Origin of the sequence: Streptomyces sp. PA03-5A (assembly GCF_033792725.1) — a bacterium.
Lineage (GTDB): Bacteria > Actinomycetota > Actinomycetes > Streptomycetales > Streptomycetaceae > Actinacidiphila.
The window spans coordinates 1-21,964 of record NZ_JARAVL010000055.1 but is presented as its reverse complement, the minus strand read 5'-3'; the positions used below and the strand labels follow the sequence as shown (position 1 = coordinate 21,964).

Sequence of the window (21,964 nt, the reverse complement as noted above, 5' to 3'; positions counted from 1 at the left end):
CGACCGGCGTCCGCCGGGTGACCGAAGCGGCCGCCACGCACCACTTCGCGGTGGCGCCTTGAAATTCGTCGACTCGCGTGTCAGCCCGCGGAAGGGCGTGGAGCCCGTAGGTGTGCCCGTCCCTTCAGCTCCTCTTCGTCGACCAACGTGAGCATCGGCTGACCCGGCGCGCACACCATGATCACTACGAACTTGGTCGGCGCGTCCGTCAAGGCGTTACCGTCCTGGTAGTGGATCACATCACCACCTGGCTCCCAGAACGTCCCGCCGGCCTTGATCACACGCTCCGGCTCACCCTCGAGTTCGAACCGGATCGCGCCCTCCATCACGTAGCCGAATGACGGCCCCGAGTGGCGGTGCGGAGGGAGCCCGGGGTGACCGGGAGGCCATTCGACGAGGATGGTCATTCCCGAACCGCCTTCGGGGAAGAAGGGCGGAGTGACTTCCTGGAGCATCTTGACTTCGGGCGGCAGCGAGACCTCGTGGCTCTCGGCAGCGGGCGTGTGTACCGGGTTCTCCTCTGACATGTACGTCACCTCCGTAAGCCCGCCCGGAGTGGACGATCTTGCGTCGGCCACCGCCTTCCGGGCCGGTGCACTACTGGGCCACCCGTTCGGCGGCGAGCGACCTCGCCGGGTTCCGGGCTCACACATCGTGCTTTCACGATGAGGACGGGCTTCAGCCGCATCCGTGAGACGCCGTGCGCCTGTCCCGAGACCACCCTGCCTCCTGGGGGCGGCCGCCACAATCCGGGCGATGGCGGCATCAGACCCATCGCACCGTGTCACCGATGGGAACCTGACGGTGACGGCGGGTGTTGTCGTCGTCGCTCGTGCTGCTCTGCTGGTGGGCCCTGCCCAACGCCGTCCCCGCCATCCTGGGCCGGTCCGATCGCCGTCCGTCACCGCCGTCATCGCCGTCAAGAAGCGCAGAGACGCCCGGCAACGGGAGGAGACCGCCTGACGACGGACGAGAGCTACCACGCACGGCCGATCGTGGCCGCCCACCGGCGGTGCTGTGACGAGCTCGCCCCTCTGGGCGCGGCGCCGGCCCCGGTGTCGACCGGAGCCCTTCACCGTGCACGAGCCCGAAGGCCGCAGACTCCTGCGCACCACATCTCGGTGGTGCCGTCAACGAGTACCGCTGGCGCGGGTCCGCCCTCCGTTCGGCGACCTCGTGGTCGTCATCGGTGGGCATGCTGCCGCCGGACCGAAGCGCATACGGCGCGACCCTGAGTCCGCTGTCGTGGCGCCCCCGCACCCGCCGTCGCTGCTTCGGATGAGAGGGAGGAGCCCGCCTCGCTTCCTCAGGCGGGCCCCGGCATCGCCAGGCACGGGCCGGCGGTCGATCCCGCCGGCCCGCGGGAGGTTCAGTTCAGCAGAACGTCTGCTGCGCGTTGGCGAAGGTCTTGAACGCGGCCTGGGTTCCTGATCCCGCGACGCCGTCGATGGCACCGGTGTAGCCGTAGTGGGCCTTCAGCATCCGCTGCAGGGCGCTCACGGTGCCACTGCCGACGACTCCGTCGATGGCGCCGGAGTAGCCGTAGGCAGGCTTGAGGTAGCGCTGGAAGGCCTTCCAGCTCTCGGTGCCCAACTGGCCGTCGAGCGCACCGGTGTAGCCGTAGTTCCCGTACTTCAGCCAGCACTGCACGTACCTCGCTTGCGTGGTGCTCAGGCCGAGGTTGACCACTGCCAGCGGGGATACGCTGCGCGGGCTCGCGGCTGCCGGCGAGGCCGGTACGGGGGCGGCGATGCTGGGTCCAGCCCCGGCAAGCCCCCCGGCTGCGATTCCCGCCACAGCAGTGACGCTGAGGAGCGTCCTGGTCAAAACCTTCGATCGCATTCGTTCCCCTTCACGTTGTCGGTGATGCGGCGCAGCTGACGGCCGGTCAGGGCGCCACGCTTGAGCTCTCACTGCAACAGTCCGTCGTGCCGGAGGCTGCCGGGAACGAGTCTGTTGTGCAGGCAGATCCAGCCGCCACGCCATTCACGCCTGGCCAAAAGGGTCCCGGGCAGATCAGGATCGGTCAGCATGATGCGCTTGCAGTTCACCGCCGCCGATCTGCGCAACATCACTCTCATGACGCCCGCAGCGCTGGAAGGAGTCACATCCAGCGTGCGCCTGCTGCGCACCGGACTTGCCAGAGGGCAGGGAAAGCGGCCAGGCGTCGTCCAGTGGCACCGGGAGCACAGAGCCACAGCAGCCGCCCGGGCGGGGATCCTGCACGACTTGGTTCCCCGGCAGGGCAACTTTCCCGACTTTCTGCTGCACCTGTCTGACGACCTCGGATCGAGCGTCGCGCTGGCCGCCCTGACGCCTGCCGACCAGCTGGCAGCTGACATCGAGCAACTGCCGGCCTCCGCCGGCACCCAGCGCCGTCTGAGAGCACTGGCTGACGGTGCGCCGAGCGCACGTCAGAACCTGGCCAGGGACCTGCACAGGTACTTTGACACCTGCCTGTCCGATTGGTGGCCAAAGATCCAAGCTCAGGCTGCCGCCGACCGTGCGCTGAGGGCCGAGACGCTGCTGCGCGGCGGAACCGATGGGCTGCTGGCCACACTTGGCTCCTGTTGGCGCTGGGAAGCCCCCACGCTGCACATCCCCTGGGCGGGTTCGAGCGACATCGAGGTGCCCCTCTGCGGCCGGGGACTGGTTCTGGTCCCCTCCTACTTCGGCGGTCCGGCACTGATGTACCGACCCAAGGCCTCCACCGTTCTGGTGTATCCCATGCATGCGGGGGAACCTGCCATCGGCAGCGCGGACGCACTTGGCCCGCTGCTCGGCCGGACCCGCGCGGCTGTTCTGGCCGCCACCCGTCACCCGGCCAACACCACCACGATTGCCGAGCGGGTAGGCGTCTCGCTGCCGTCCGCGAGCCAGCACGCCGCGGTTCTGCGCAACGCCGGCCTGATCACCACCACACGCACCGGCAGCGCGGTCCTGCATACCCTCAGCCCTCTTGGGCAGGCACTGCTGCGCGGTGACAGCACCAGGCGTTGACTCCGTCGGTGCACGGTCGCGGACGACGCTGTTGCCGGACCGAGTGCCGGTGCTGAGTGTGCCTGCTGACCACACCGCCGACGCAGACCGCTGTGGATCGGGATCGACACAGTGCACAGCCCTTCACCACCGCCTGTCCGATATCAGCTGATCCGTCAGCGATCGGACGGCGCCCGCCGGAGGCCGAGCCCGGCCCGGCCCCGGACCGCGTGCCACCGGTTGGCCCCGACTCGGCCGCGCCCGGCCCGCCGGAACGGCGCCACGCTGCGTCGCGTCCCCACCGCGATGCTCACGGCCCGCGTGCAGGTGCACGACCTCCGCGCCGTGCTCATCGTGTGTCAGGCAGTGGTTTCAGCGGCGTGTAGGTGCCCGCAATAATCGCAAAGATGTTCGCGTGGTCCAGCCGCCATAGCACAGCCTCCCCGGGAGGGCCCCAGGTGCCGCGGCGGCCCCGCCCGCGGCAGGAGGGGAGTCCAGGGGGCGGGCGCGGTCGCCACCCTGACAACGACCGGCCCGTTCGCCTAGGAGTCCAGCCCCTGTGACCCCTATTCCGGGCGCCCGAATGAGCGACTGGGCCGAATCGAGCGATGGCCGCTCCTTGCGGGTGTTCAGGACGCGGAGATGCCGTCCTGAACGCGTCACGGGCGCGGCTCAGGAGTGGGCGAGCGCCCAGTTGAGGGCGTAGTCGGCGATCTCCTGCCAGCCTTCCTGGACGGCCATTACGTGGGAGCGGCCGGGGAATACCTTGACCTCGGTGGTGGTGCCCTCCGCCTTGTAGTGCCCGGCGTTGGACAGTTGCACCTTGGGGGGCATCAGGTGGTCGTACTCGCCGGAGAGGAAGAGCAGGGGCGCTCGGTCGGCGTTGCGGAAGTCCACGTACGTGTCGGTGTGCCCGGGGTGAAGGTTGGCCAGCGAGGCGCTCCATACGATGTTGCCCGGCCTTCGCGGGAGTGGACGCTCCCCGCCCCGCCGTCGAGGTCAGCCGGTCAGGCCGGTCCAGCCGGCGCGTATGTGGGCCAGTCTCACGCGCTGGGGATGGTCACCGACCGGGACCGAGACGATCTTCTGGCCGGTGGCGAAACCGATGGCGGTGACCTGGTCCGCGTCGCTTTCGGAGATGACGCAGGAGTTGCCGTCGCCGCTGACGGTGGCCCAGTAGGGCTTGGCTGCGGGGACGAGCGGGCCCTCGGCTAGAGTGGCGCGGTCGACGACGGTGGCGTAGTCGTCCATGGTTCCGGCGACGCATAGCTTGGTCCCGTCCGGGCTCATGGACAGGCCGTGGTGGCGGGAGTCGTTGACAAAGGTGGTGCGGTCGTCACTGGTGTCCGGGTTTTTGGGCAGGGCCTTGACCCGGGTGATCTTGTCGGTGGCGACATCGTACTCGGCGAGGCCGTTGAAGAACGAGACCTGGAAGTAGAGCTTGGAATCGTCCGGGGTGAGGGCGGCCGGGCGGACGGCGTCCGACAGATCGCTGCGGCCGGCGGCGTCGAGGCGGGTACGCATGTCGATCGTTTTGACGACCTGGAAGGTGGACGTGTCCGCGATCGTGATCTTCCGGTCGCCCTTGAGGAAGTCCTGCCAAGGGGCGTCGAAGTCGTTGTTGACCTCGCCGATCGACATGTTCCAGAGGTATCTGCCGTCCCTGCTGAAGATGTTCTCGTGCGGCTTGTCGCCGGTGGTGAACTTCCCGAGTTCCCGTCCGGTGTTGATGTCGAGGACGTGGACGGTGTTGGACGTGGACGCTGACACGGCCACACGGGTGCCGTCGGGGGAGACGGCCATGTGGTCCGAGCGGTAGCCCGATACCGGGAAGCGCCACTTGACGTCGCCGGTCGCGAGGTCGATGGAGACGACGTCGGCGAAGCTGGGGCGGGAGGCGACCAGGGCTGTGCCGTCGGGGGTGGCGTACATGTCGTCGACGAACTGGTCGTGGCCCTCGCCCACGGTCTCGCGGATGCCGAGGAAGTAGATCAATTTGATAGGGTTGAGATAGATCTCGGCCAGCCGCCGGTCCTTGTCGGGGATGACGTTGATGCGGCCGATCCTGGCGAAGTCGCCGCGGGCCTTGATGACGGTTGCGGTGCCGTCCCAGTTGTTGCCGACGAACATCACCTCCTGCAGGGCCGGGGTCGCCTGCGCGGAGACGGGGGCGGAGATGCAGGCCGCGGTGACGGCACCGACCGCGAGCAGGGCTCTTAGCCTGACGGGGCGGGACATGGGGTGCATGTGGGGGCTCCAGGGGGTTGGTTGCTGGTGGGAACTGAGGAGTTGAGCCCACCGGGCCGCCGACACCCGCGCGAGGAGGGCGGCGCACAGTGTTCGAGCCGGTTTTCCGGGGCGTGGCCGGGCGATGCGCCGCGCGGCAGCGCTGGTTTGAACTTCGAAACCGCCCAAGTTCAGAGTGCGTTACCGGATGGTAGGTAGCGATGAGTCCCGTTCACAACCCCGCGTGGGGGAAAATCTCCTCATCGCCGATCGGAGGGCATGGTGGCGGGCAGATTCACCCCGGCGGGAGGCCGGTACGGGGGCAAGGACGCGGCGCAGCGGCAGGCGGAGCGTCGCGCCCGTTTCCTGGAGGCGGGCCTGGAGATGTTCGGCGGCGAGCCGGGCTACCGGGGGACGCGGCTGGCCGCGCTGTGCAAGGAGGCGGGCCTGTCGAGCCGCCAGTTCTACGAGGAGTTCCAGAGCGTCGAGGACCTGCTCGCCGAACTACACCTGATCGTCAACGACGCCGCCCAAGAAGCCGTCTTCGGCGTCCTGCCCACGATTCAGCACCTCCCGCTGGCCCAGCGGATTACCCGGATGCTCCACGCCTACGTCAAGTGCGCGGCCTCCGACCGGCGGTACGCCAGGATCGCCTACGTGGAAGTCGTGGGTGTGAGCCCGCGCATCGACCTCCAGCGACTGGAGCGCCGCGCCCGCTGGATCGACCTCTTCCGCGCCATCACCGACGACGCCGTCGCCCGCGGCGAGATCCGCCCCCACGACTACGGCATCGCCGCCGCAGCTTTCATCGGCGCCGTCAACGGGCTTATGCACGACTGGGTCGTCGGCTGGGTCGACACCTCCCTGGAGGGCATCGCCGACGAACTCCTCCAACTCCTTCTGGGCCGCTACCAGATCGCCACCTGAGCGGCAGGCCCGCAACCCGGTAGGGGCGGCGGGTGCGCGGTGCCGTCCGGCGGGGACTCCGCCGGTGTCGGCTCCGGCCTGAGGTGATCGCGCACCCCGACACACCATGCGACCGCGCGGGACCACACCGCGCCTCGGGGCGCGCGGCGGCGCGCTGTGCCCCCGGTCGGATGATCACAGGTATTTCACCGCCTCCGAGGCGGCCACGCGGCTGGAGCGGAGGAAGTGGCCATCAGCCAGCCGAGCCTGCCTGCTCCAGCACGTGGCCTCGGCGCGACGATCAGCAACCTGTGGCGGACGACGCACATCCCGGAACCCATCGAGCCGACGACCGCGGCCTCACGCGAGCCCGGTAGGCGCCTGGTCTGCACTGTCGGTGGGCGACGTCGATGCGAAGTGCGCGGAACTCGGCGCGGCCGCGGCGAACTCGTCAACGGGCCGATGGACCGGCGCCGGGATACGCATACCGCTGGCTGCCGAGACCTTGACGGCTACCTGTGGGAGATCGCCCAGGTCCAGTGCGCCGCCGACGGACCACGGCTGACCCGTCGCGCGATCCACTACGTCGGTCGGTCCTGGCCAGAACGTGAATGGCGGCCGCGCAAGTGCCGTGAGTCGGCACTGCGGCCATCAGGAGCAGTGATTGAGCTGCGTGATCTTGGCGTTCAGGGCGGTGGCGAACCAGCGCCATGCGGCGTAAGGCAAGAGCGCCGTGGCCGCGCCCCGGTCGGTACGGGATGTGGTTCGAATGAGGTGCAGGGTGCTGACGTCCAGCAGCAGGGTGCCGACCAATCCGGCCCGGGGACTGCGGGCGGCAAAAAAGAGCCAACTCCAAGCCGCGCTCGACCCGGCGCTGAAGACCTCGACTGGATCGCCGCCCTGCGGCCCTGCTCCGGGCGAGCCGCCAGGAGAGCCGCTTGTCCTGCGCCTGTTTCTGGCAGTAAGCGTCAGGTTGCCGAGGGTAGGTGTGCTCGAGGCTAGAGTTGGTGAAGCCAGGCGTTGACCAGCAGCACTGCCAGTACCCCGAGTGCCCCGGCCGGCGGTATCGGCCACGACGGACCGCGTTCACCGGAAACGCCCCTGATGCGAGCGCGGTCGGCGATTGTGACAGTACGTAGTGCTCCGAGCGCGACCAGTACAAACGGTATCGCGAGAAGAGCGTGCACGGCCCAACCCCCCAGCAACGGGGGACCACCCCACGAGTGCCCGTGCCCCGGCGCGGTGCCCGACCACAGTGTGGCGGGTTCCGGCGCAGGGTGTGGTGAACGCGCCGACCGTTCGGAGCCGTCCTGTCACGGCTCCGCATCCGGGAGACCGCCCGCCCCCGTCGGCCTCCAGCATGGACGGCCAGGACCCGCAGACGGGGCATGCGGCGTGAAGTGGCAGGTTCGCCCATTCCGGCCGAAGCGCTCACGGGCCAAGTCCTGTGCTCTAGAGTGCAGTTGGATCGCGCGGCCGCCGTCTGCGATGGGCAGCACTCATTGCGGCCAGCGCACGACACCACCGGAGAACAAGGACACCCACCCGGACCACGGACAGGAGATCGAAGATGCGCCCGCTGATTTACACCGCGTTCGTCTCGCTGGACGGCGTCGTCGATTCTCCCGGCGGCGGCACTGCCGCAGAAGCGCACCGCAGTGGCGGCTGGACCTACAAGGACATCGAGTTTCTGCCGGAGGCATACGAACTCAAGGGGCGGGAAACCCAAGAGGCCACCGCGCTGATGTTCGGCCGGGCGAGCTACGAGGCGTTCGCGCCGGTGTGGCCGGGCATGGAGGACTTCGCCGCCCTCAAAGATCTGCCGAAGTACGTCGTCTCCACCACTCTCGGCCAGGACACCCTCGTCGACAACTGGGGCGACATCACCATTCTCCGCTCCCTCGAGGACGTCGCGAAGGTGAAGGAGACCGACGGCGGCCCCATCGTCGTGCACGGCAGTGCCACCCTGGCCCGCAATCTCTCCGACGCCGGCCTCATCGACCGCTATCACCTGCTTGTCTTCCCCGTGCTGCTGGGAGCCGGCAAGCGGATGTTCAGCGACACCGACAAGGACAAGCAGATGTTGAAGGTGCTCGAGTCCGAGACATACGCCAACGGCATCACGAAGATCGTCTATGACGTCGTTCACTGAGGTGTCCGTCAGTGCCCGCGAATCTCGGGGTCGGGTGATTGCCCGGGGTCGTCCAGAACGCGCAAGTCGATCTCGTGATCACGCTTGCGGATCACCGTCGTTCCCGGAGCCATGAGCTGGGATAGAACCACGCGGTGCCTGATGTGCAGAGACAGGCTGCCTGGTTGGGGTGCCCGTGCGGAAGTTCCATACCCACGTGTCCGAACGAGATCGCGGGACGCCGGCGCGCGAGCCGGTGTCCACCACCGGATCACAGCCCCTACTTCACGCCGCCGGCGGTCAGTCCGGCGATGATGCGCCACTGGAAGACGAGTACGGCCATGACAAGGGGGGCCGTGACCAGGACACCGGCCGCTGCCTTCATGCACGACCGCACCGCGATCAGCCGATCGGGATCCCTGTTCCACCAGACAAGCCCGTTGATCGGTAAGCGGATGGCTTCTCAGGAGCTGGGTGGGACCATCAGGCCGGATTCGTAGGCACGCACCACGAGCTGGGCACGATCGCCGCAGTGGAGCTTGGTCATGGCCCGGCTGAGACGGGACTTCGCGGTCATGGGACTGATCACCATGCGGTCGGCGATCTGGTCGCTGGACAGGCCCTGCGCGACCAGGGCCACGGCCTCGCGTTCGCGGTTGGTCAGCTCCTCCAGCCCCGCCCGGGTGCCGGTGCTGAGCGGCTGGGCGACGTAGCTGTCGATCAGCTTGCGGGTGATCGAGGGTGCGAGCAGGGCGTCACCGCGCGCGGCGACGCGTACGGCGTGGAGGAATTCCTCCGGCACGATGTCCTTGACGTCGAATCTGGCCGCGCCGGCGCGCAACGCGTCGAAGACGTACTCGTCCAAGCCGTAGTTGGTCAGGATGACGACGTGCACCCCAGCCAGCGTCGGGTCCGCGGCGATGCACCTGGTCGCCTCGATGCCGTCGAGTACCGGCATCCGGATGTCGACGAGGGCGATACCGGGGAGGTGTCGCCTGACCAGGGCCAGCCCCACTCATTTCTGCTGCGATCTGGAACAAAAGATCGTACAGAGTGCATGCGCAGGACAGTATCGCGAAGACGTCCTTGGCAACGCCGCACCGTGTCGATCACCGAACTGGCTGGCCTGGGCTTCGTCGACTTCCCCGCCTGAGGCGCTGTGTGTGCGATGGATGGCGTGTGTCCCGGCACGGCAGTCGTTCACCAATAGAACAATTCTCGCAAAGGGTAAATTGTTACCTGCAGGGGCAACGTCAGACGGGGACGTCGCAAGGTCCCGCTCCCGGCATGGGGAGGTGTAGGGCGTGCATCCCGTTCCACTGAGCAAAAGCTTCGTCTTCCTGCTGCTCAGCGTTGTGCTGATCTCGGGCCTGCGATTGGCGCTGGCTGCCGCCGAGGTGCACGTCATGGGTATCGCGGAGTACGCCGTCCTGATCCCGGTCGTGGCCAGTGCCCTGCTGCCGGTACGGCAGACCATGATCGTCGGACTCTTCAACCTGGCCGCCGCCATCGCGCTGTACGGGGTTCTCCTGCGGGACATGGGGCCCGCCAACCAAATCACGATCATCACGGCGCTGGCGGTGGGCCTGGTCATCAGCGTGGCCGTCTGCCGAATCCGTGTCGCGGGGGAGAGACGCTTCAGACGGCTCATGATCGCTCGCGAGCGGCTCGCGCTGCTCAGCGAGGCCAGCAGCCGGGTCGGAAGCACTCTCGACGCGGTGCGTACCGCCGAGGAACTGGCGGAGGTCGCGGTGCACCGCTTCGCGGACCACGCCACGGTGGACCTCTTCGCCAGTGTCCTCCAAGGCGAGGAACCCGTCCTGCGGCCCGGTACGGGCGACATCACCCTGTGCCGCACCGCGGCATCGGGATCGCCCGCGCCCCCGGGAGACCTGGGGCCGGGCGAGACCGTCACCTACCGGGAGCGGGCGGAAGCGACCCTCGGGCTGTTCACGGGCGAGCCCATGATGCTGGAGCTCACCGATACCGCCGGTGGCGCCTCCGTGCCTGCCGATCCCGGCGACGCGGGCACGAACGGGCCGCACTCCGCGCTGGCGATCCCCCTGCGCGCTCGGGGAGCGACCCTCGGCGCGGCGCTGTTCACACGCTCCCCGGGCCGGGCCCCCTTCGACGCCGACGACCTGCTCCTGGCACAGGAGATCGGGGCACGGGCCGCGGTATGCGTGGACAACGCCCGCCGCTACACCGGGGAGCACAACACCTCCCTGGCGCTGCAGCGGAGCCTCCTGCCCCCGGTGGTATCGAGGCAGCCGGCAGTGGAGGCGGCCACGCGCTATTTGCCCGCGGGTCTGTTCGCGGGAGTGGGCGGCGACTGGTATGACGTCATCCCGCTCTCGGGGGCCCGGGTCGCCTTGGTGGTGGGCGATGTGGTCGGGCACGGCGTTCACGCCTCCGCGAGTATGGGGCGGCTGCGTGCCGCCGTACGAACCCTTGCCGACATCGACCTGCCGCCCGACGAACTGCTCACCCACCTCGACGACGTCGTCACCCGGCACCGAGAAGTCGGCGGCGCGGGAGCGGTCGTCGGTGAGATCGTGGCGACCTGCCTCTACATGATTTACGACCCGGTCTCGCGCCGCTGCACGGCCGCCCGGGCCGGCCATCCACCGCCCGCCGTCTTGCGTCCCGGATCGGACGTCGAGTACCTCGACATCCCCGCCGGTCCTCCGCTGGGTGTGGGCGGACTTCCCTTCGAGACGGCCGAACTGGAGCTGCCCACAGGCACCCGGCTCGCCCTGTACACCGACGGCCTCATCGAATCCCCGGAACACAGCCTCGACCAGGGACTCGAACATCTCCAGAAAGCCTTGTCCGAGCCGATTGCCTCGCTGGAGGACCTGTGCGACCACGTCCTGCACACGGTGGCCGCAGAACAGTCCCGAGACGACGTCGCCCTGGTCATCGCCCGTACCCGCGAGCTCGACAGCACCCATGCTGCCGCATGGGACCTCACGGATGATCTCGCCGAGGTGGCCCACGCCCGGGACCTCGCCTCGTCCCGACTGGAGGGCTGGGAGCTGGGAGAGCTGGCATTCACCACGGAACTGATCATCAGCGAGCTGGTCACCAACGCCATCCGCTACGGCTCGGCTCCGGTCCAACTGCGGCTCATCCGCGAGGACACCTTGATCTGCGAGGTGTCCGACGCCTGCAACACCGCCCCCCACCTGCGCCGTGCCCGGATTTTCGACGAGGGCGGACGGGGGCTCTTCATCGTGGCGCAGCTCGCCGAGCGCTGGGGTACCCGGCAACGGCACGACGGCAAGACCATCTGGGCCGAAATTGCACTCCCGGACGGGCTCCACCGGACCCACGGTTGCGTCTAGAGTGCTGTGACCGCATTGGACCAGGTGAACACAGCCATGGTGGCTGTGCGGTTGCCCCTGGTCCATGAAGCGGGCTTACCCCAGTGTCCTTTGTCTTGCATGCACCGACCCCGTGAAGGTGCGTGCTGACCACACGATGCGCCCGGACGGACACCGCGGCGTGTTCCTTGTTCCTTGTGCCGAGGCGCCGGTGCGGCGGTACTTGAAAGGCGATCGCGTCGATCACCTGCCGCTGATCCGGCCATCGCCCGCCCGCTTCGGCGCCCGGTCTGGAGGCAACGGCTCGATCCGCACCCACTGCGCGTCAGTCAACGACACATCCGGACCAATGACCGGCTGATCCAAACGAAACTGCCTAGGCGTTTCTGTCGAACTTCTGGGGTCGGCCGCCGTGGGAGCCGCGCTTGTGGCGGTTGGCGATCCGGTCAGCCGGCGACCGCACCGAGCGTCGCGCCGGTGACGGCAAGGGCGGCGATCCTTCGAGTACGGCAGGACGTGCGGGCCGACGGGCCGTATACGAGCGGTGACGGGTTCACGGCCCGCGCCCTGGGGCGCGGGTACGACCGCGGTTTTCGATATGCCCACGATATGCGGCGGCTCGTAGCCTCGAACCATGCGGGTGCTGATCGTCGAGGACGAGCCGTATATGGCGGAGGCCATCCGTGATGGGCTGCGCCTCGCAGCGATCGCGGCGGATATCGCGGGCGACGGCGACACCGCCATGGGGCTGCTGAGCGTCAACGCGTACGACATCGCCGTCCTGGACCGGGACATCCCCGGACCCAGCGGGGACGAGGTCGCCAAGAGCATCGTGGCCTCCGGCAGTGGGATGCCGATCCTGATGCTCACCGCCGCCGATCGGCTCGACGACAAGGCCAGCGGGTTCGGACTCGGCGCCGACGACTATCTGACGAAGCCGTTCGACCTGCAGGAGCTCGTGCTCAGGCTCAGGGCGCTCGACCGGCGGCGGGCGCACCACAGGCCGCCGGTACGGGAGATCGCGGGCCTTCGGCTTGATCCGTTCCGTCGCGAGGTCTACCGCGACGGCCTGCATGTCGCGCTGACCAGGAAACAGTTCGCGGTGCTCGAAGTCCTCGCCGCCGCCGAGGGTGGGATCGTCAGCGCCGAGGAGCTGTTGGAACGGGCGTGGGATGAGAACGCCGACCCGTTCACCAATGCCGTACGCATCACGGTCTCGGCGCTGCGCAAGCGGCTCGGCGAGCCCTGGTTGATCACCACGGTGCCCGGTGCCGGGTACCGCATCGACACCCAGCCAGGAGGAGGCGACTGTGGATAGGCAGCCCGGGTTCAGCGTCCGGATCAAGCTCACACTCAGCTATGCGGGCTTCCTCATGGTGGCGGGCACTCTGCTGCTCGCGGCGGTCTGGATGTTCCTCCTGGCGTACGTCCCCGATCGTGCGATGCTCACGAACCAGGACCCCGACTCCCTCAACGGTGTCTTCCCGATCCGATCCCGGCTCCTGCACGAATTCGCTCCCAAGGCGGCATCGGTCATGGCGTTCCTGCTGATCTTCGGCCTCGTCGGAGGCTGGCTGCTCGCCGGCCGGATGCTCGCCCCCCTGACCCGCATCACGGACGCCACCCGCCTGGCCACGAAGGGCTCGCTGTCCCACCGGATCAGGCTGCCGGGACGCAAGGACGAGTTCCGTGAACTTGCCGACGCCTTCGACACGATGCTCGGCCAGCTCGAGGCGCACCTCGACGAGCAGCGGAGATTCGCGGCCAACGCCTCCCACGAACTGCGTACGCCGCTGGCCATCTCCCAGGCGCTCCTCGACGTGGCACGCAACGATCCGACGCAGGATCTCAGCGAGCTACTCGACCGGCTGCACACCGTCAACGCCCGGGCCATCGACCTCACAGAGGCGCTCCTCGTGCTCAGCCGGGCCGAACAGCGGTCCTTCACTCGGAAGCCGGTCGATCTGTCGCTGCTCGTGGACGAGGCCGCCGAGACACTGCTTCCGCTCGCCGAGAAGCGCGGTGTCGCCTTGGAGACCTCCGGTGACATCGCCACGGGCTTCGGTTCGCCGGCGCTGCTGCTGCAGCTGACGACGAACCTCGTGCACAACGCGATCGTCCACAACCTGCCCGAGAAGGGCTCCGTGGAGGTCGCGACCAGCGTGGGCCCCGAGAGCGTGCTGCTCACGGTCGAGAACACCGGCGAGAAGCTCTCCCCGCAGGTGGTCGCGACGCTCACCGAACCGTTCCAGCGCGCCACCGAGCGCACGCACAGCGATCACTCGGGGGTCGGCCTCGGGCTCGCCATCGTCAAGCGGATCACCGAGGTGCACGACGGCACCCTCACCATCACCCCGCGCCAGGACGGCGGGCTCCGCATCGCCGTCGAACTGCCCGCAGCATCGGCACATTTCAGCGACAGGACGTCTGATCAGTGAGTCAAGCAGTGCGAGAAGTCACCGACGCACCCCAGCAGCGCGGCGCGGGCCATGAGGACAACGGTCTGCATCCGCGGATCCGCAGGGCTGTCCGCACCCTCGCCGGTCCGGGCCCATGGAAGCGCGGCATCCTGCTCGCGACGCTTGCGGTGTTCCTCGGCCTGCTCATGGCGCTGCACTCCAAGATCACGGACTTCGGTGGCCTCGGCTCACTGGTGGAGACCTTCCTGCCATGGTGCGGCGTGTTCGTCCCGGTGCTGCTCGCCGCCGCGCTGTGGCGACGGTCCGCCACGGCCGTGGTGGCGCTGCTCCTTCCGGTCGTGGTGTGGGTGAGCCTCTTCGGCGGGGTGCTCACCGACAAGTCCCAGGCGGGCGCCGACCTCACCGTGGTCAGTCACAACGTCGGCGCCGAGAACCCCGACCCGGCCGGGACCGCACGCGCCCTCGCCGCCTCCGGTGCGGAACTGCTGGCGCTCGAGGAACTGACCGGCCAGGCCCGCGACACGTACGAGAAGGAGCTCGCGAAGACGTATCCGCACCACGCGGTCGAGGGCACGGTCGGACTGTGGAGCAAGCTGCCGCTGTCGGACATCCGGGCGGTCGACGTGCTGCGCGGCAATGTCGGACCGCTGGCGCGACAGCGACGGCCCGAGGACGTGCCCGTCGACCCGCCCCGTGCGCTGCGCGCCACGGTGGCCACGGACCAAGGGCCGCTCGCGGTGTACGTGGTGCACCTTGGGTCGGTGCGTGTGATGCCCAGGGGCGGCTTCTGGACGGACTCACGGGACGACGGCGTGGCGAAGCTCACCAAGGCCGTCGCCGCTGAGCGCAGCGAGCGGATGGTGGTGCTCGGCGACATGAACGGCACCTCGGACGACCGCACGTTCGCCGGCCTCACCTCGCAGCTGCGCTCGGCCCAGGAGGAGGCCGGAGACGGCTTCGGCTTCAGCTGGCCGGCGTCGTTCCCGATGGCGCGGATTGACCAGATCCTGGTCAGGGGTGTGGAGCCGAAGAGCTCCTGGGTGCTTCCGGAGACCGGCAGCGATCATCTTCCGGTGGCGGCCGGGATCAGCTGGTGAACTCACCCGCGGGCGCCGCCTGGCTACCACCTGGGTTGTTCGTGGCCGTCGGGGGGAAGCTGCTGCCGTTCCCCGTCTGTGGCGTCACGCCTCGGGGGAGGCCCTCGCCCCGGTCGGCTGACCTGTGGGCCGGCGGCTGCCCGGAGCGTTGGTCAGTGTGCGGGCCGGATGTACTGGCCCAACCTGCGGTATGTCGTGACCGGGGCCCGCGGAGCGGCAACCCTGCGCACACTGTGTATATGGGTGTTGTGACCGTCAGTGCGGAGCGTGAGGATCTGCTGGCAGCGGCCGTCGTCAAGGCCGTCCAGGGGACGAACGCGTACGCGGGGAGCGTCTTCCTCCGTTCTGGGGATCGCCGCTCGCTCGTGCTCGCCGCGACCTGCGGGGTGCCTCCGTCCCTGCTGGGCGGCTGGCGTCTGATCCCGGTGAACAGCCCCATCCCGGTTGCCGCGGCCTACCGCTGCGGGCGCACGATCCACCTGGCTGATGCCGACGAGACGGCGCGTAGGTATCCCCAGCTCGCGGTGGCCTTGCCGCACGCCTTCGGCTCCTGCTCGGTGCCGGTCAGGGCAGGCGGGGAGACCTTCGGGGCATTGGCGGTCGTCTGGGCCGCGCTGCCTGGCTGTGAAGGGCTGCCCAAGACGCAGCGTCGCCATCTGCGGACCGTCGCCAACCGGCTCGGTGCTGCCCTGGGCGCCCTCCACTGCCGTACCGGCGATCCCGTCGACTGCGGCCCACAGACGGTCCCTGCCCAGATCCCGGCTCCCTGCGCACCGGCTGTGCGGGTGGGGTTGTTCGACTGGGATCTCCTGACCGGCGCCTTTACCGGGGACGACGAGCTCTGTGCGATCGTCGGTGTGGACCCCTGCACCTTCGACGGACGGGCGGACACCTTCGCTGGCCGGCTCCATCCCGGCGACCTTGCCGCCTTCCGCGCCGCGGCCCGCGCGGCCGCCAGCGAGGGCAGGATCACGGCACGGCGTCTGCGCGTACGAGAGGCCCAGAGCGGCGCGCACAGCGGCGAGAGGTATCGCACGGTCGAGCTATGGGGCCGCATGCCGGAAACCGGCGACGAGCAGGCGGGCACCCACCTGGTTGGCGCGGTTCTCGACGCACAGATCGGCGGTGCGGCTGTCGCTGCGGTCGAGCGACTGCGGGACGGGCTGTTCTCCCTTGGCCCGAACGGCCGGGTCACCTACGCGAACACCAGCCTGGAGCGGCTGCTGGGCGTACGGCGCGAGGCGCTGCTCGGGCGGTGCCTGTGGGACGTGCTGCCGTGGCTGTCCGATCCCGATGTCGAGTACCGGCACCGGTCCGTGGTGATCTCGCAGATGCCAGCCTCTTTCATAGCCTGCCGGCCCCCGGACCAGTGGCTGTCCTTCTCCCTCCACCCGGATGCCGGCGGCGTGACCGGCACAGCCGCGCCGGTGGCACGGCCCGCCTCAGCCGAGCCGGCGCCCGCCACGCCGACCACCAAGGGACCTGGCGGCGGCGCACCGGCGCGTCTGGGCGTGATGTACCACGTCCTGCAGCTCGGGAGCGCGCTGACCGAAGCGGTCACCGCGCGTGAGGTGTGCGACGTCGTCGCCGACCAGCTCCTGCCGGCCTTCGGGGGCCAGCAGCTGGCGATCTACGTGGTCAGTGAGGGAACCATGCACCTGCTCTTCCACACCGGCCACCACGAGGACTTCCTGGACTGGCTGGAAGGCACGCCGCTGCACGCCCACCTACCCGCCACGGAGGTCCTCACCTCCGGCGTTCCTCTGTTCATCGGTTCGCAGCAGGACCTGTCGAGGGACTACCCGGGCATCCCCGTGGGAGAGGTGAGTTCCTGGGGATATCTGCCGCTGATCGCCTCCAACCACCCCGTCGGCACCTGCGTGCTGGGCTTCGACGAGACCCACCCGTTCACCACCAAGGACCGCAGCGTCCTGACCGCGCTCGCCGGCCTGATCGCCCAGGCCCTGGAACGGGCACGGCTGTACGACGCGGAGTTCGCCCTGGCCCGCGGCCTGCAGCAGGCGCTACTGCCGCACCGACTACCGGAACTCCCCGACCTGCACACCACCGTCCGCTACCTGCCCGGCACCAGCGGCATGGACATCGGCGGCGACTGGTACGACGTCATCCCTACCAGCAACGGAGTATCCCTGGTGATCGGGGACGTCGAAGGACACAGCATCGCCGCGGCGGCCACCATGGCCCAACTGCGCAGCGCTGTCCGGGCCTTCACAACGGTAGGTCACACACCAGGCGACATCTTGGCGGGCACCAACCGCACACTCATCGACCTCGACCCGGGGCAGCTCGCCAGCTGCTGCTACATCCGCCTCGAGCACGGCCACCGCCTGCAGGCCGCCCGCGCCGGCCACCCCCCGCCCCTGCTGCGCCGCCCCGACGGAACGACCGACGTGCTGGACCTGGAGGGCGGTCCCCTCCTCGGGGTGGACCACACCAGCGTCTACCCGCAAACCGTCATCGACTTCCCACCGGGCTCCATCCTCGCCCTCTACACCGACGGCCTGGTCGAGGAACGCGGCACTGATATCGATGTGGGGATCGACCGGCTGCGGACATGCCTGGCCCACGCCCCTGCGGCCTCCCTGGACGAACTTGCCGACCGGCTGCTCCATCACGCCACGCGTTCCCCCTATCGCGCCGACGACATCGCCCTACTCCTCACCGAATACAGCCCCAAGCTTGCTTGACAGTCGAATCAAGGTCATCTGTGTTGGTGAGGCCACCGCGAGTAGCTTGCGATGGCGACGTCTGGGCGATACCGGTGGCGCTGGCCATCGACGTCACGCCATGCTGCTTTCCACATTGTGCTTGTACCGGCGGTGGAGTCGCCGGCATCTGGCGAGTCATGCCATGGCCGGTTCGATCATGACGTGAGTGTGGCGAAGACGCCTGGGATCAACGCCGCGTTGGGGTGGCTCAAAGGTACGGTCAGAACCGGCTTGTCGACGCCCTTCTGGTAGATGCAGATCATGCCGTTCCTCAGCTGCGGAGCATTGATCGACTCCCAGGGCAGGGAGAGTCGCGGCTTGGCACACGCGATGCCGTTCGGGCTGACCTTCACGCTGCCGCCGATGGTGATGGTCTGACCACGGCGAACCTGGGCGACCAGTTCGGTGAGCAACCGGGGCTCCAGGTACTGCCTGGCCAGGTTCATCAGGAACGTCCACTCCTCGGGCTGGTCGGCTCGGCGGCCCGCCCTGGAGAAGTGCACGGCGACCTTCGGCCCGCCGTGGTACGGGTACCGCCCCACCTGGAAGTCCCACTTGTTCTCGTAGAACGTGGGGAACATGAAGCGTTTCTCGGCGATCTGGGTCGCCGAATAGCTGATCCACTCCACCTGGTCGAGCGCGATCGATTTCTTGCCGTAGGTGATCACCTGGGGGTCGGCGTGGAGGCTTGTCCAGCCGATTTTGGTGTCGAGGACCGGCGTCCGGCCGGGCTGCGCCACCCCTGCGGAGGGCGTCGGGCCCTGCGGCGGTGTCGGCGCGTCGTACGGGTTCCGCGGGCCAGGGGCCACCGCGTCGGGTTGTGGGGCCGGCGCCCGTCGCGGTGGTGGCGCGGGCCTGTCTTGCCGCGGGTCGGGCGGCCGGGTGGTCGCACCGGCGGCCTGCGGTGCCGGGCGAGTCGGGGCGCCGGGCGCGTCGGCGCTGCTGACGTATGCGGTCAGCCATGTCGGTGTGTGGGCGCGCGGGTAGGCGGCCAGGTCGTCGCGGTAGTTCTCGGGGGCCAGTAGATCGTCGTCGGGGATGGGCTGGTCGCCGTAGTCGTAGTCCGTGGCGACCTGGGCGTTCGTTCCGGCGCTGTGGCTGACGGTGAGCAGCAGGCGCCACCACGGCCCGGCCGGCATTCGCGCGGCGAGGTGCCGCTGCCGGCGGACCAGCAGGGCTATCTGCTCGGGTACCCGCGCTTCGGTGCTGTGTTTCCCGGACCAAAATCGCAGCTGGGCGACCTCGCTGGAGACCGTGAAGGAGAAGACCGCCGCAAGGCGGTCCCACCCTGGTGGGCCGAGCTCGGCCAACTGCTGTGCTATCGGCCCGATCAGCCCGGATGCCCTGGACGCGACGGCCTCCTCGGCGGGGGCGTCTATGGTGAAGGAGCTGATGCCCGCGGAGCCTTCCGAGGCGGAGTCCAGCCGCAGGGCTTCGTCCCTGAGGTCGGTCATGAACCGTTCCTCGGCGGGCCTGCGGCGAACGTACGCCTCTTCGGCGGTGAACATCTCCTCCGCCTGCTGTGGGGGGATCGAGCTCGATATCTCCTTGACCCGTCCGACGTCGCTCACCAGGAACACCGAGCGGCCCACCGGCATGTTCAGGAAGGCCATCGGGTCGCTCTCGTCGACGTCGACCGGCGCGTACACGCTCCAGCCCGCTTCGAAGCGATCCGCTGCCAGTCCCTGAGTGGGGTAGTCCAGGTGGCGTGCCCGGATCCGCTCAACGGCCAGCGAGATCGCCTGCGCTGCGGGCATCCGCCCGCCCTCGGGTGCCGAGACGTGGTCGAGAGGGTGCCCGGCATGGCCGCTGGGGTGTGTGCCGGCCGAGGTCCGGCCCCGGTAATGCTGCATGAGGTCGAACCACAGGCACACCTCCTCGGCGGTCTCGGCATCGACGTCGGCCGTGATCACCGACCAAGAGCCGCCGGCGTCCCGCCCGTAGAGCGTGACCGCATCGCCGTCGCCCCGGCCCGCTATCACGTAGTCCGTTTCATGAAGATCGCCGAGCTCGGCGGCCTCGGCGAGCGTCGCCGCCGAGCTGCTCACCCGCTCGCCGTACGGTTCGCCGTTCACGTCGATGGCGGTCGACACGTAACCCTCCTCGAGGGGAGGGTCGTAGGCGAAGGGGTCGCCGACGTGAGGGTCGCGGTCCCAGGCCGGCTCCGGCCGGCACAGGGCATCGTGCTGGCGGCGTATCTCCACGACGACGGCGGCGGGGGCATCGGCGACGAGGACCGACCAGGTGCCGGTGGCGTCTTTCCCATAGAGGGTGATGTCGTCCTGGCCATGGCGAACCGACACGTAGTTCGTCCGATAATCGTCGCCGAATTCGGCGGCTTCACCGAGAGCGGGCGCCTTGGAGACGGTACGTTCCGCGAGCCGCTCGCCACCGGCGTCGGTGGCAGCCATCACGTGGCCGGTCATCAGTCCTGCTCCTGTCGCTACCGAGGATGGGGGTGCAGGTCACCCGCCACACTAGTGGCTGACGATGTCACCTTGCCGTAGTGGGGGAGCGCCAGTTGCGTCGGCGTAAAACCGTTCCCCACGGGACGAGTTGGCCGTAACGCCGTACCAGGGCGCAGCCGGCGAATGCAGGCGCCTGGTCACCGCGAGAGACTGAAAATGTGGGAATTTGGGTGTACGTCGCGTTCCACGACACGGGCATCTCTGCGGGGCAAGCTGAAACTGATGTAAGCGAGGCGGCACGGGACCTGCTGGCTGCAGTGGACCGCCTACACCGCTTCTATGATTCGGTCACTTGCTGGCAGGTCATGAAAGAGTCGGCAAGCGCGCTCGCCGAACGCATGCTCGCTGAGGCCCCGGCCGCCATGCAGCGTGAGCAAACGTGGACGGCCAGCGTTGGCGACATTGAGGTATGGCTCTATCCCAGAGTGGACCGATCGGCCAAGCACGCACCGCGTCCCCGTATGGCGTTCAGTAGGACCGCGCCGTAACCGTCGGTGGGACGACGCGGATCCGAGCGGGTGCCGTCACCCGTTCTTCCATGCCGCCGCGTCCCGGCTCGCGGGACGGACACCTGACTAGACTTGCAGCAGCAAGCGCTTTCGAGGTGATGCGCCTGCGCTGCGGGCGCCTTGGCGACTGGGCGGCATCATCGAGGCCGCGCCACCGGGGACGCGCTTCTCCGGCGTGGGGGTGTGGTTGCTGGTGGGTGGCCAAGCCGGTGCGAGGTGGTGACACGTTCCCCCTCTGGCGCGGCAGCCGCTGGGGAAGAGAAGGAAGAAGCTGGTGCGCGGGCGTGACTGCCTCAAGGGGTCAGCTCGTTCACTCCGGGGCGGGTTCTGCGATGGCCTGGTCCTCGTCCGTGGACGGAGGTGGCGGGGCCCGGAATATGCGGTCCTCGAGCACGTCGAGGACGAGCATGAGCACCATCATCAGGACCGGGGTCAGCAGGGCTGTCAAGACCACGGTTGCCTCCCGAGGGAGAAGCGAACTGTGCGGCCAGAACGCCACAAAGCACCCATGCGGTGACAGTGGCCACCGCGCCAGTCAGTTACAGGAAATGCCGGTCCCAGTCGATGCCCGGCTCGTCCCCGATGCCGAACCGTTCGGCCGCCGTGTTGCCGGCGAGAACACCCAGCGTTCCAAGAGCGGTGGGCCGCCTCAGCGGGATCCGCCGTTTCCACGGCGGGACCGATCTCACCATCAGGCCCAGGGCGAGGCCCAGGAGCACGGCCCACAGCCAGTCCATGACCAGCCAGAACGCCGAAAGCCAGTGAACAACCGCCATAGCTGTCTCCTTGCGTCGACAACCTGACCGGCCCAGTGTTACGCCGAACGGGAGTACGACGCATACCCAAGCGGCCCGCAACGGCGGCAGCCGGGGCCGTCCCGCTGCGTGGAATCAACGTAGCGCCACCGGTCGCACCGATAGGCCATTCAGGTGGCCGTGTCCGCGCCGCTCCCGCCGGAAGTCATGCTGCAGGTGGGGACCGGGATTCACCGCCTGGATGGCGGCAGGGTGCGGTGGCCGGGGGTCGTGGACCGGGCCGCCGGGGCCGGCGCCTCGCATCCTGTCCACGTCGCTGTCGCAGCCGATTACCTCAGTGTCGAACACGCAGAAATCTGTGTTGGCTGGAGTAGACATTGGACGGTGGTGTGGTTATGGTTTCTCTCGTAGCCCAGAG

At 68.7% G+C, this 21,964-nt stretch carries 17 protein-coding genes and 1 pseudogene; 8 read left to right on the top strand and 10 right to left on the bottom strand.

The features are described 5' to 3' along the window. Positions 1-80 precede the first annotated feature (80 nt). Complete coding sequence (locus PV410_RS40910) at positions 81-527, bottom strand: cupin domain-containing protein (RefSeq protein WP_500331662.1); 447 nt, start codon at positions 525-527, stop codon at positions 81-83. An 847-nt stretch (positions 528-1,374) separates the two neighbouring features. Beyond that, the gene (locus PV410_RS40905) at positions 1,375-1,842 is read right to left on the bottom strand and encodes a peptidoglycan-binding domain-containing protein (RefSeq protein WP_500331660.1); all 468 of its coding nucleotides are present in this window, start codon (positions 1,840-1,842) and stop codon (positions 1,375-1,377) included. A gap of 189 nt (positions 1,843-2,031) precedes the next feature. Between PV410_RS40905 and PV410_RS40900 the strand changes: the two genes are divergently transcribed. Next, the gene (locus tag PV410_RS40900) at positions 2,032-3,000 is read left to right on the top strand and encodes an ArsR/SmtB family transcription factor (protein WP_500331659.1); all 969 of its coding nucleotides are present in this window, start codon (positions 2,032-2,034) and stop codon (positions 2,998-3,000) included. A gap of 352 nt (positions 3,001-3,352) precedes the next feature. Here PV410_RS40900 and PV410_RS40895 read toward each other — a convergent pair. The 3 genes and pseudogenes from PV410_RS40895 to PV410_RS40885 all read right to left on the bottom strand — a co-directional run. Continuing rightward, positions 3,353-3,445: pseudogene (locus tag PV410_RS40895) on the bottom strand (PAQR family membrane homeostasis protein TrhA); the annotation flags it as partial. 206 nt (positions 3,446-3,651) lie between these two features. Continuing rightward, entirely contained in the window at positions 3,652-3,876 is a 225-nt protein-coding gene (locus PV410_RS40890; protein ID WP_500331657.1) for a hypothetical protein, read from the bottom strand. Between the two features lie 102 nt (positions 3,877-3,978). Continuing rightward, on the bottom strand, positions 3,979-5,226 hold the full coding sequence (locus PV410_RS40885; protein ID WP_500331655.1) for a YncE family protein: 1,248 nt from the start codon (positions 5,224-5,226) through the stop codon (positions 3,979-3,981). Between the two features lie 258 nt (positions 5,227-5,484). Here PV410_RS40885 and PV410_RS40880 point away from each other — a divergent pair, with 258 nt between their 5' ends. Beyond that, positions 5,485-6,132: a TetR/AcrR family transcriptional regulator gene (locus PV410_RS40880; RefSeq protein ID WP_500331654.1), complete on the top strand. Its 648-nt coding sequence runs from the start codon at positions 5,485-5,487 to the stop codon at positions 6,130-6,132. Positions 6,133-6,762: 630 nt separating this feature from the next. Here PV410_RS40880 and PV410_RS40875 read toward each other — a convergent pair. Further along, complete coding sequence (locus tag PV410_RS40875; protein WP_500331652.1) at positions 6,763-7,185, bottom strand: TspO/MBR family protein; 423 nt, start codon at positions 7,183-7,185, stop codon at positions 6,763-6,765. A gap of 496 nt (positions 7,186-7,681) precedes the next feature. Between PV410_RS40875 and PV410_RS40870 the strand changes: the two genes are divergently transcribed. Continuing rightward, the gene (locus PV410_RS40870) at positions 7,682-8,263 is read left to right on the top strand and encodes a dihydrofolate reductase family protein (RefSeq protein ID WP_500331651.1); all 582 of its coding nucleotides are present in this window, start codon (positions 7,682-7,684) and stop codon (positions 8,261-8,263) included. A 442-nt stretch (positions 8,264-8,705) separates the two neighbouring features. On the opposite strand, the gene PV410_RS40865 is transcribed toward PV410_RS40870, so the two are convergent. Next, entirely contained in the window at positions 8,706-9,257 is a 552-nt protein-coding gene (locus tag PV410_RS40865; protein WP_500331649.1) for a LuxR C-terminal-related transcriptional regulator, read from the bottom strand. A 289-nt stretch (positions 9,258-9,546) separates the two neighbouring features. On the opposite strand from PV410_RS40865, the gene PV410_RS40860 reads away from it, so the two are divergent. From PV410_RS40860 to PV410_RS40840, 5 genes are all read left to right on the top strand, one after another. After that, positions 9,547-11,589 (top strand): ATP-binding SpoIIE family protein phosphatase, encoded by a 2,043-nt coding sequence (locus PV410_RS40860; protein ID WP_500331647.1) that lies wholly within the window; start codon positions 9,547-9,549, stop codon positions 11,587-11,589. A 613-nt stretch (positions 11,590-12,202) separates the two neighbouring features. After that, complete coding sequence (locus PV410_RS40855) at positions 12,203-12,886, top strand: response regulator transcription factor (protein ID WP_500331645.1); 684 nt, start codon at positions 12,203-12,205, stop codon at positions 12,884-12,886. After that, positions 12,879-14,006 (top strand): sensor histidine kinase, encoded by a 1,128-nt coding sequence (locus PV410_RS40850; RefSeq protein ID WP_499516475.1) that lies wholly within the window; start codon positions 12,879-12,881, stop codon positions 14,004-14,006. Before PV410_RS40855 ends, PV410_RS40850 begins: the two co-directional genes overlap by 8 nt. 8 nt (positions 14,007-14,014) lie before the next feature. Continuing rightward, positions 14,015-15,085, top strand: a complete 1,071-nt coding sequence (locus PV410_RS40845) for an endonuclease/exonuclease/phosphatase family protein (RefSeq protein ID WP_500331642.1) — start codon at positions 14,015-14,017, stop codon at positions 15,083-15,085. Positions 15,086-15,324: 239 nt separating this feature from the next. Next, complete coding sequence (locus PV410_RS40840; RefSeq protein ID WP_500331640.1) at positions 15,325-17,793, top strand: SpoIIE family protein phosphatase; 2,469 nt, start codon at positions 15,325-15,327, stop codon at positions 17,791-17,793. A gap of 176 nt (positions 17,794-17,969) precedes the next feature. Here the strand turns inward: PV410_RS40840 and PV410_RS40835 are convergent, their stop codons facing one another. From PV410_RS40835 to PV410_RS40825, 3 genes are all read right to left on the bottom strand, one after another. After that, positions 17,970-20,240: a hypothetical protein gene (locus tag PV410_RS40835; RefSeq protein WP_500331638.1), complete on the bottom strand. Its 2,271-nt coding sequence runs from the start codon at positions 20,238-20,240 to the stop codon at positions 17,970-17,972. Between the two features lie 861 nt (positions 20,241-21,101). Beyond that, on the bottom strand, positions 21,102-21,245 hold the full coding sequence (locus tag PV410_RS40830) for a hypothetical protein (protein WP_500331636.1): 144 nt from the start codon (positions 21,243-21,245) through the stop codon (positions 21,102-21,104). 85 nt (positions 21,246-21,330) lie between these two features. After that, positions 21,331-21,567 carry a GlsB/YeaQ/YmgE family stress response membrane protein gene (locus tag PV410_RS40825; RefSeq protein ID WP_500331634.1) on the bottom strand — a complete coding sequence of 79 codons (237 nt, stop codon included), beginning with the start codon at positions 21,565-21,567 and terminating at the stop codon, positions 21,331-21,333. Positions 21,568-21,964 lie beyond the last annotated feature (397 nt).

Bases quoted from the DNA above. Each gene is read 5' to 3' on its own strand.
- PV410_RS40910 (WP_500331662.1), bottom strand. From the start codon at position 527: ATGTCAGAGGAGAACCCGGTACACACGCCCGCTGCCGAGAGCCACGAG.
- PV410_RS40905 (WP_500331660.1), bottom strand. From the start codon at position 1,842: ATGCGATCGAAGGTTTTGACCAGGACGCTCCTCAGCGTCACTGCTGTG.
- PV410_RS40900 (WP_500331659.1), top strand. From the start codon at position 2,032: ATGATGCGCTTGCAGTTCACCGCCGCCGATCTGCGCAACATCACTCTC.
- PV410_RS40885 (WP_500331655.1), bottom strand. From the start codon at position 5,226: ATGCACCCCATGTCCCGCCCCGTCAGGCTAAGAGCCCTGCTCGCGGTC.
- PV410_RS40880 (WP_500331654.1), top strand. From the start codon at position 5,485: ATGGTGGCGGGCAGATTCACCCCGGCGGGAGGCCGGTACGGGGGCAAG.
- PV410_RS40870 (WP_500331651.1), top strand. From the start codon at position 7,682: ATGCGCCCGCTGATTTACACCGCGTTCGTCTCGCTGGACGGCGTCGTC.
- PV410_RS40855 (WP_500331645.1), top strand. From the start codon at position 12,203: ATGCGGGTGCTGATCGTCGAGGACGAGCCGTATATGGCGGAGGCCATC.
- PV410_RS40840 (WP_500331640.1), top strand. From the start codon at position 15,325: ATGGGTGTTGTGACCGTCAGTGCGGAGCGTGAGGATCTGCTGGCAGCG.
- PV410_RS40835 (WP_500331638.1), bottom strand. From the start codon at position 20,240: ATGACCGGCCACGTGATGGCTGCCACCGACGCCGGTGGCGAGCGGCTC.
- PV410_RS40825 (WP_500331634.1), bottom strand. From the start codon at position 21,567: ATGGCGGTTGTTCACTGGCTTTCGGCGTTCTGGCTGGTCATGGACTGG.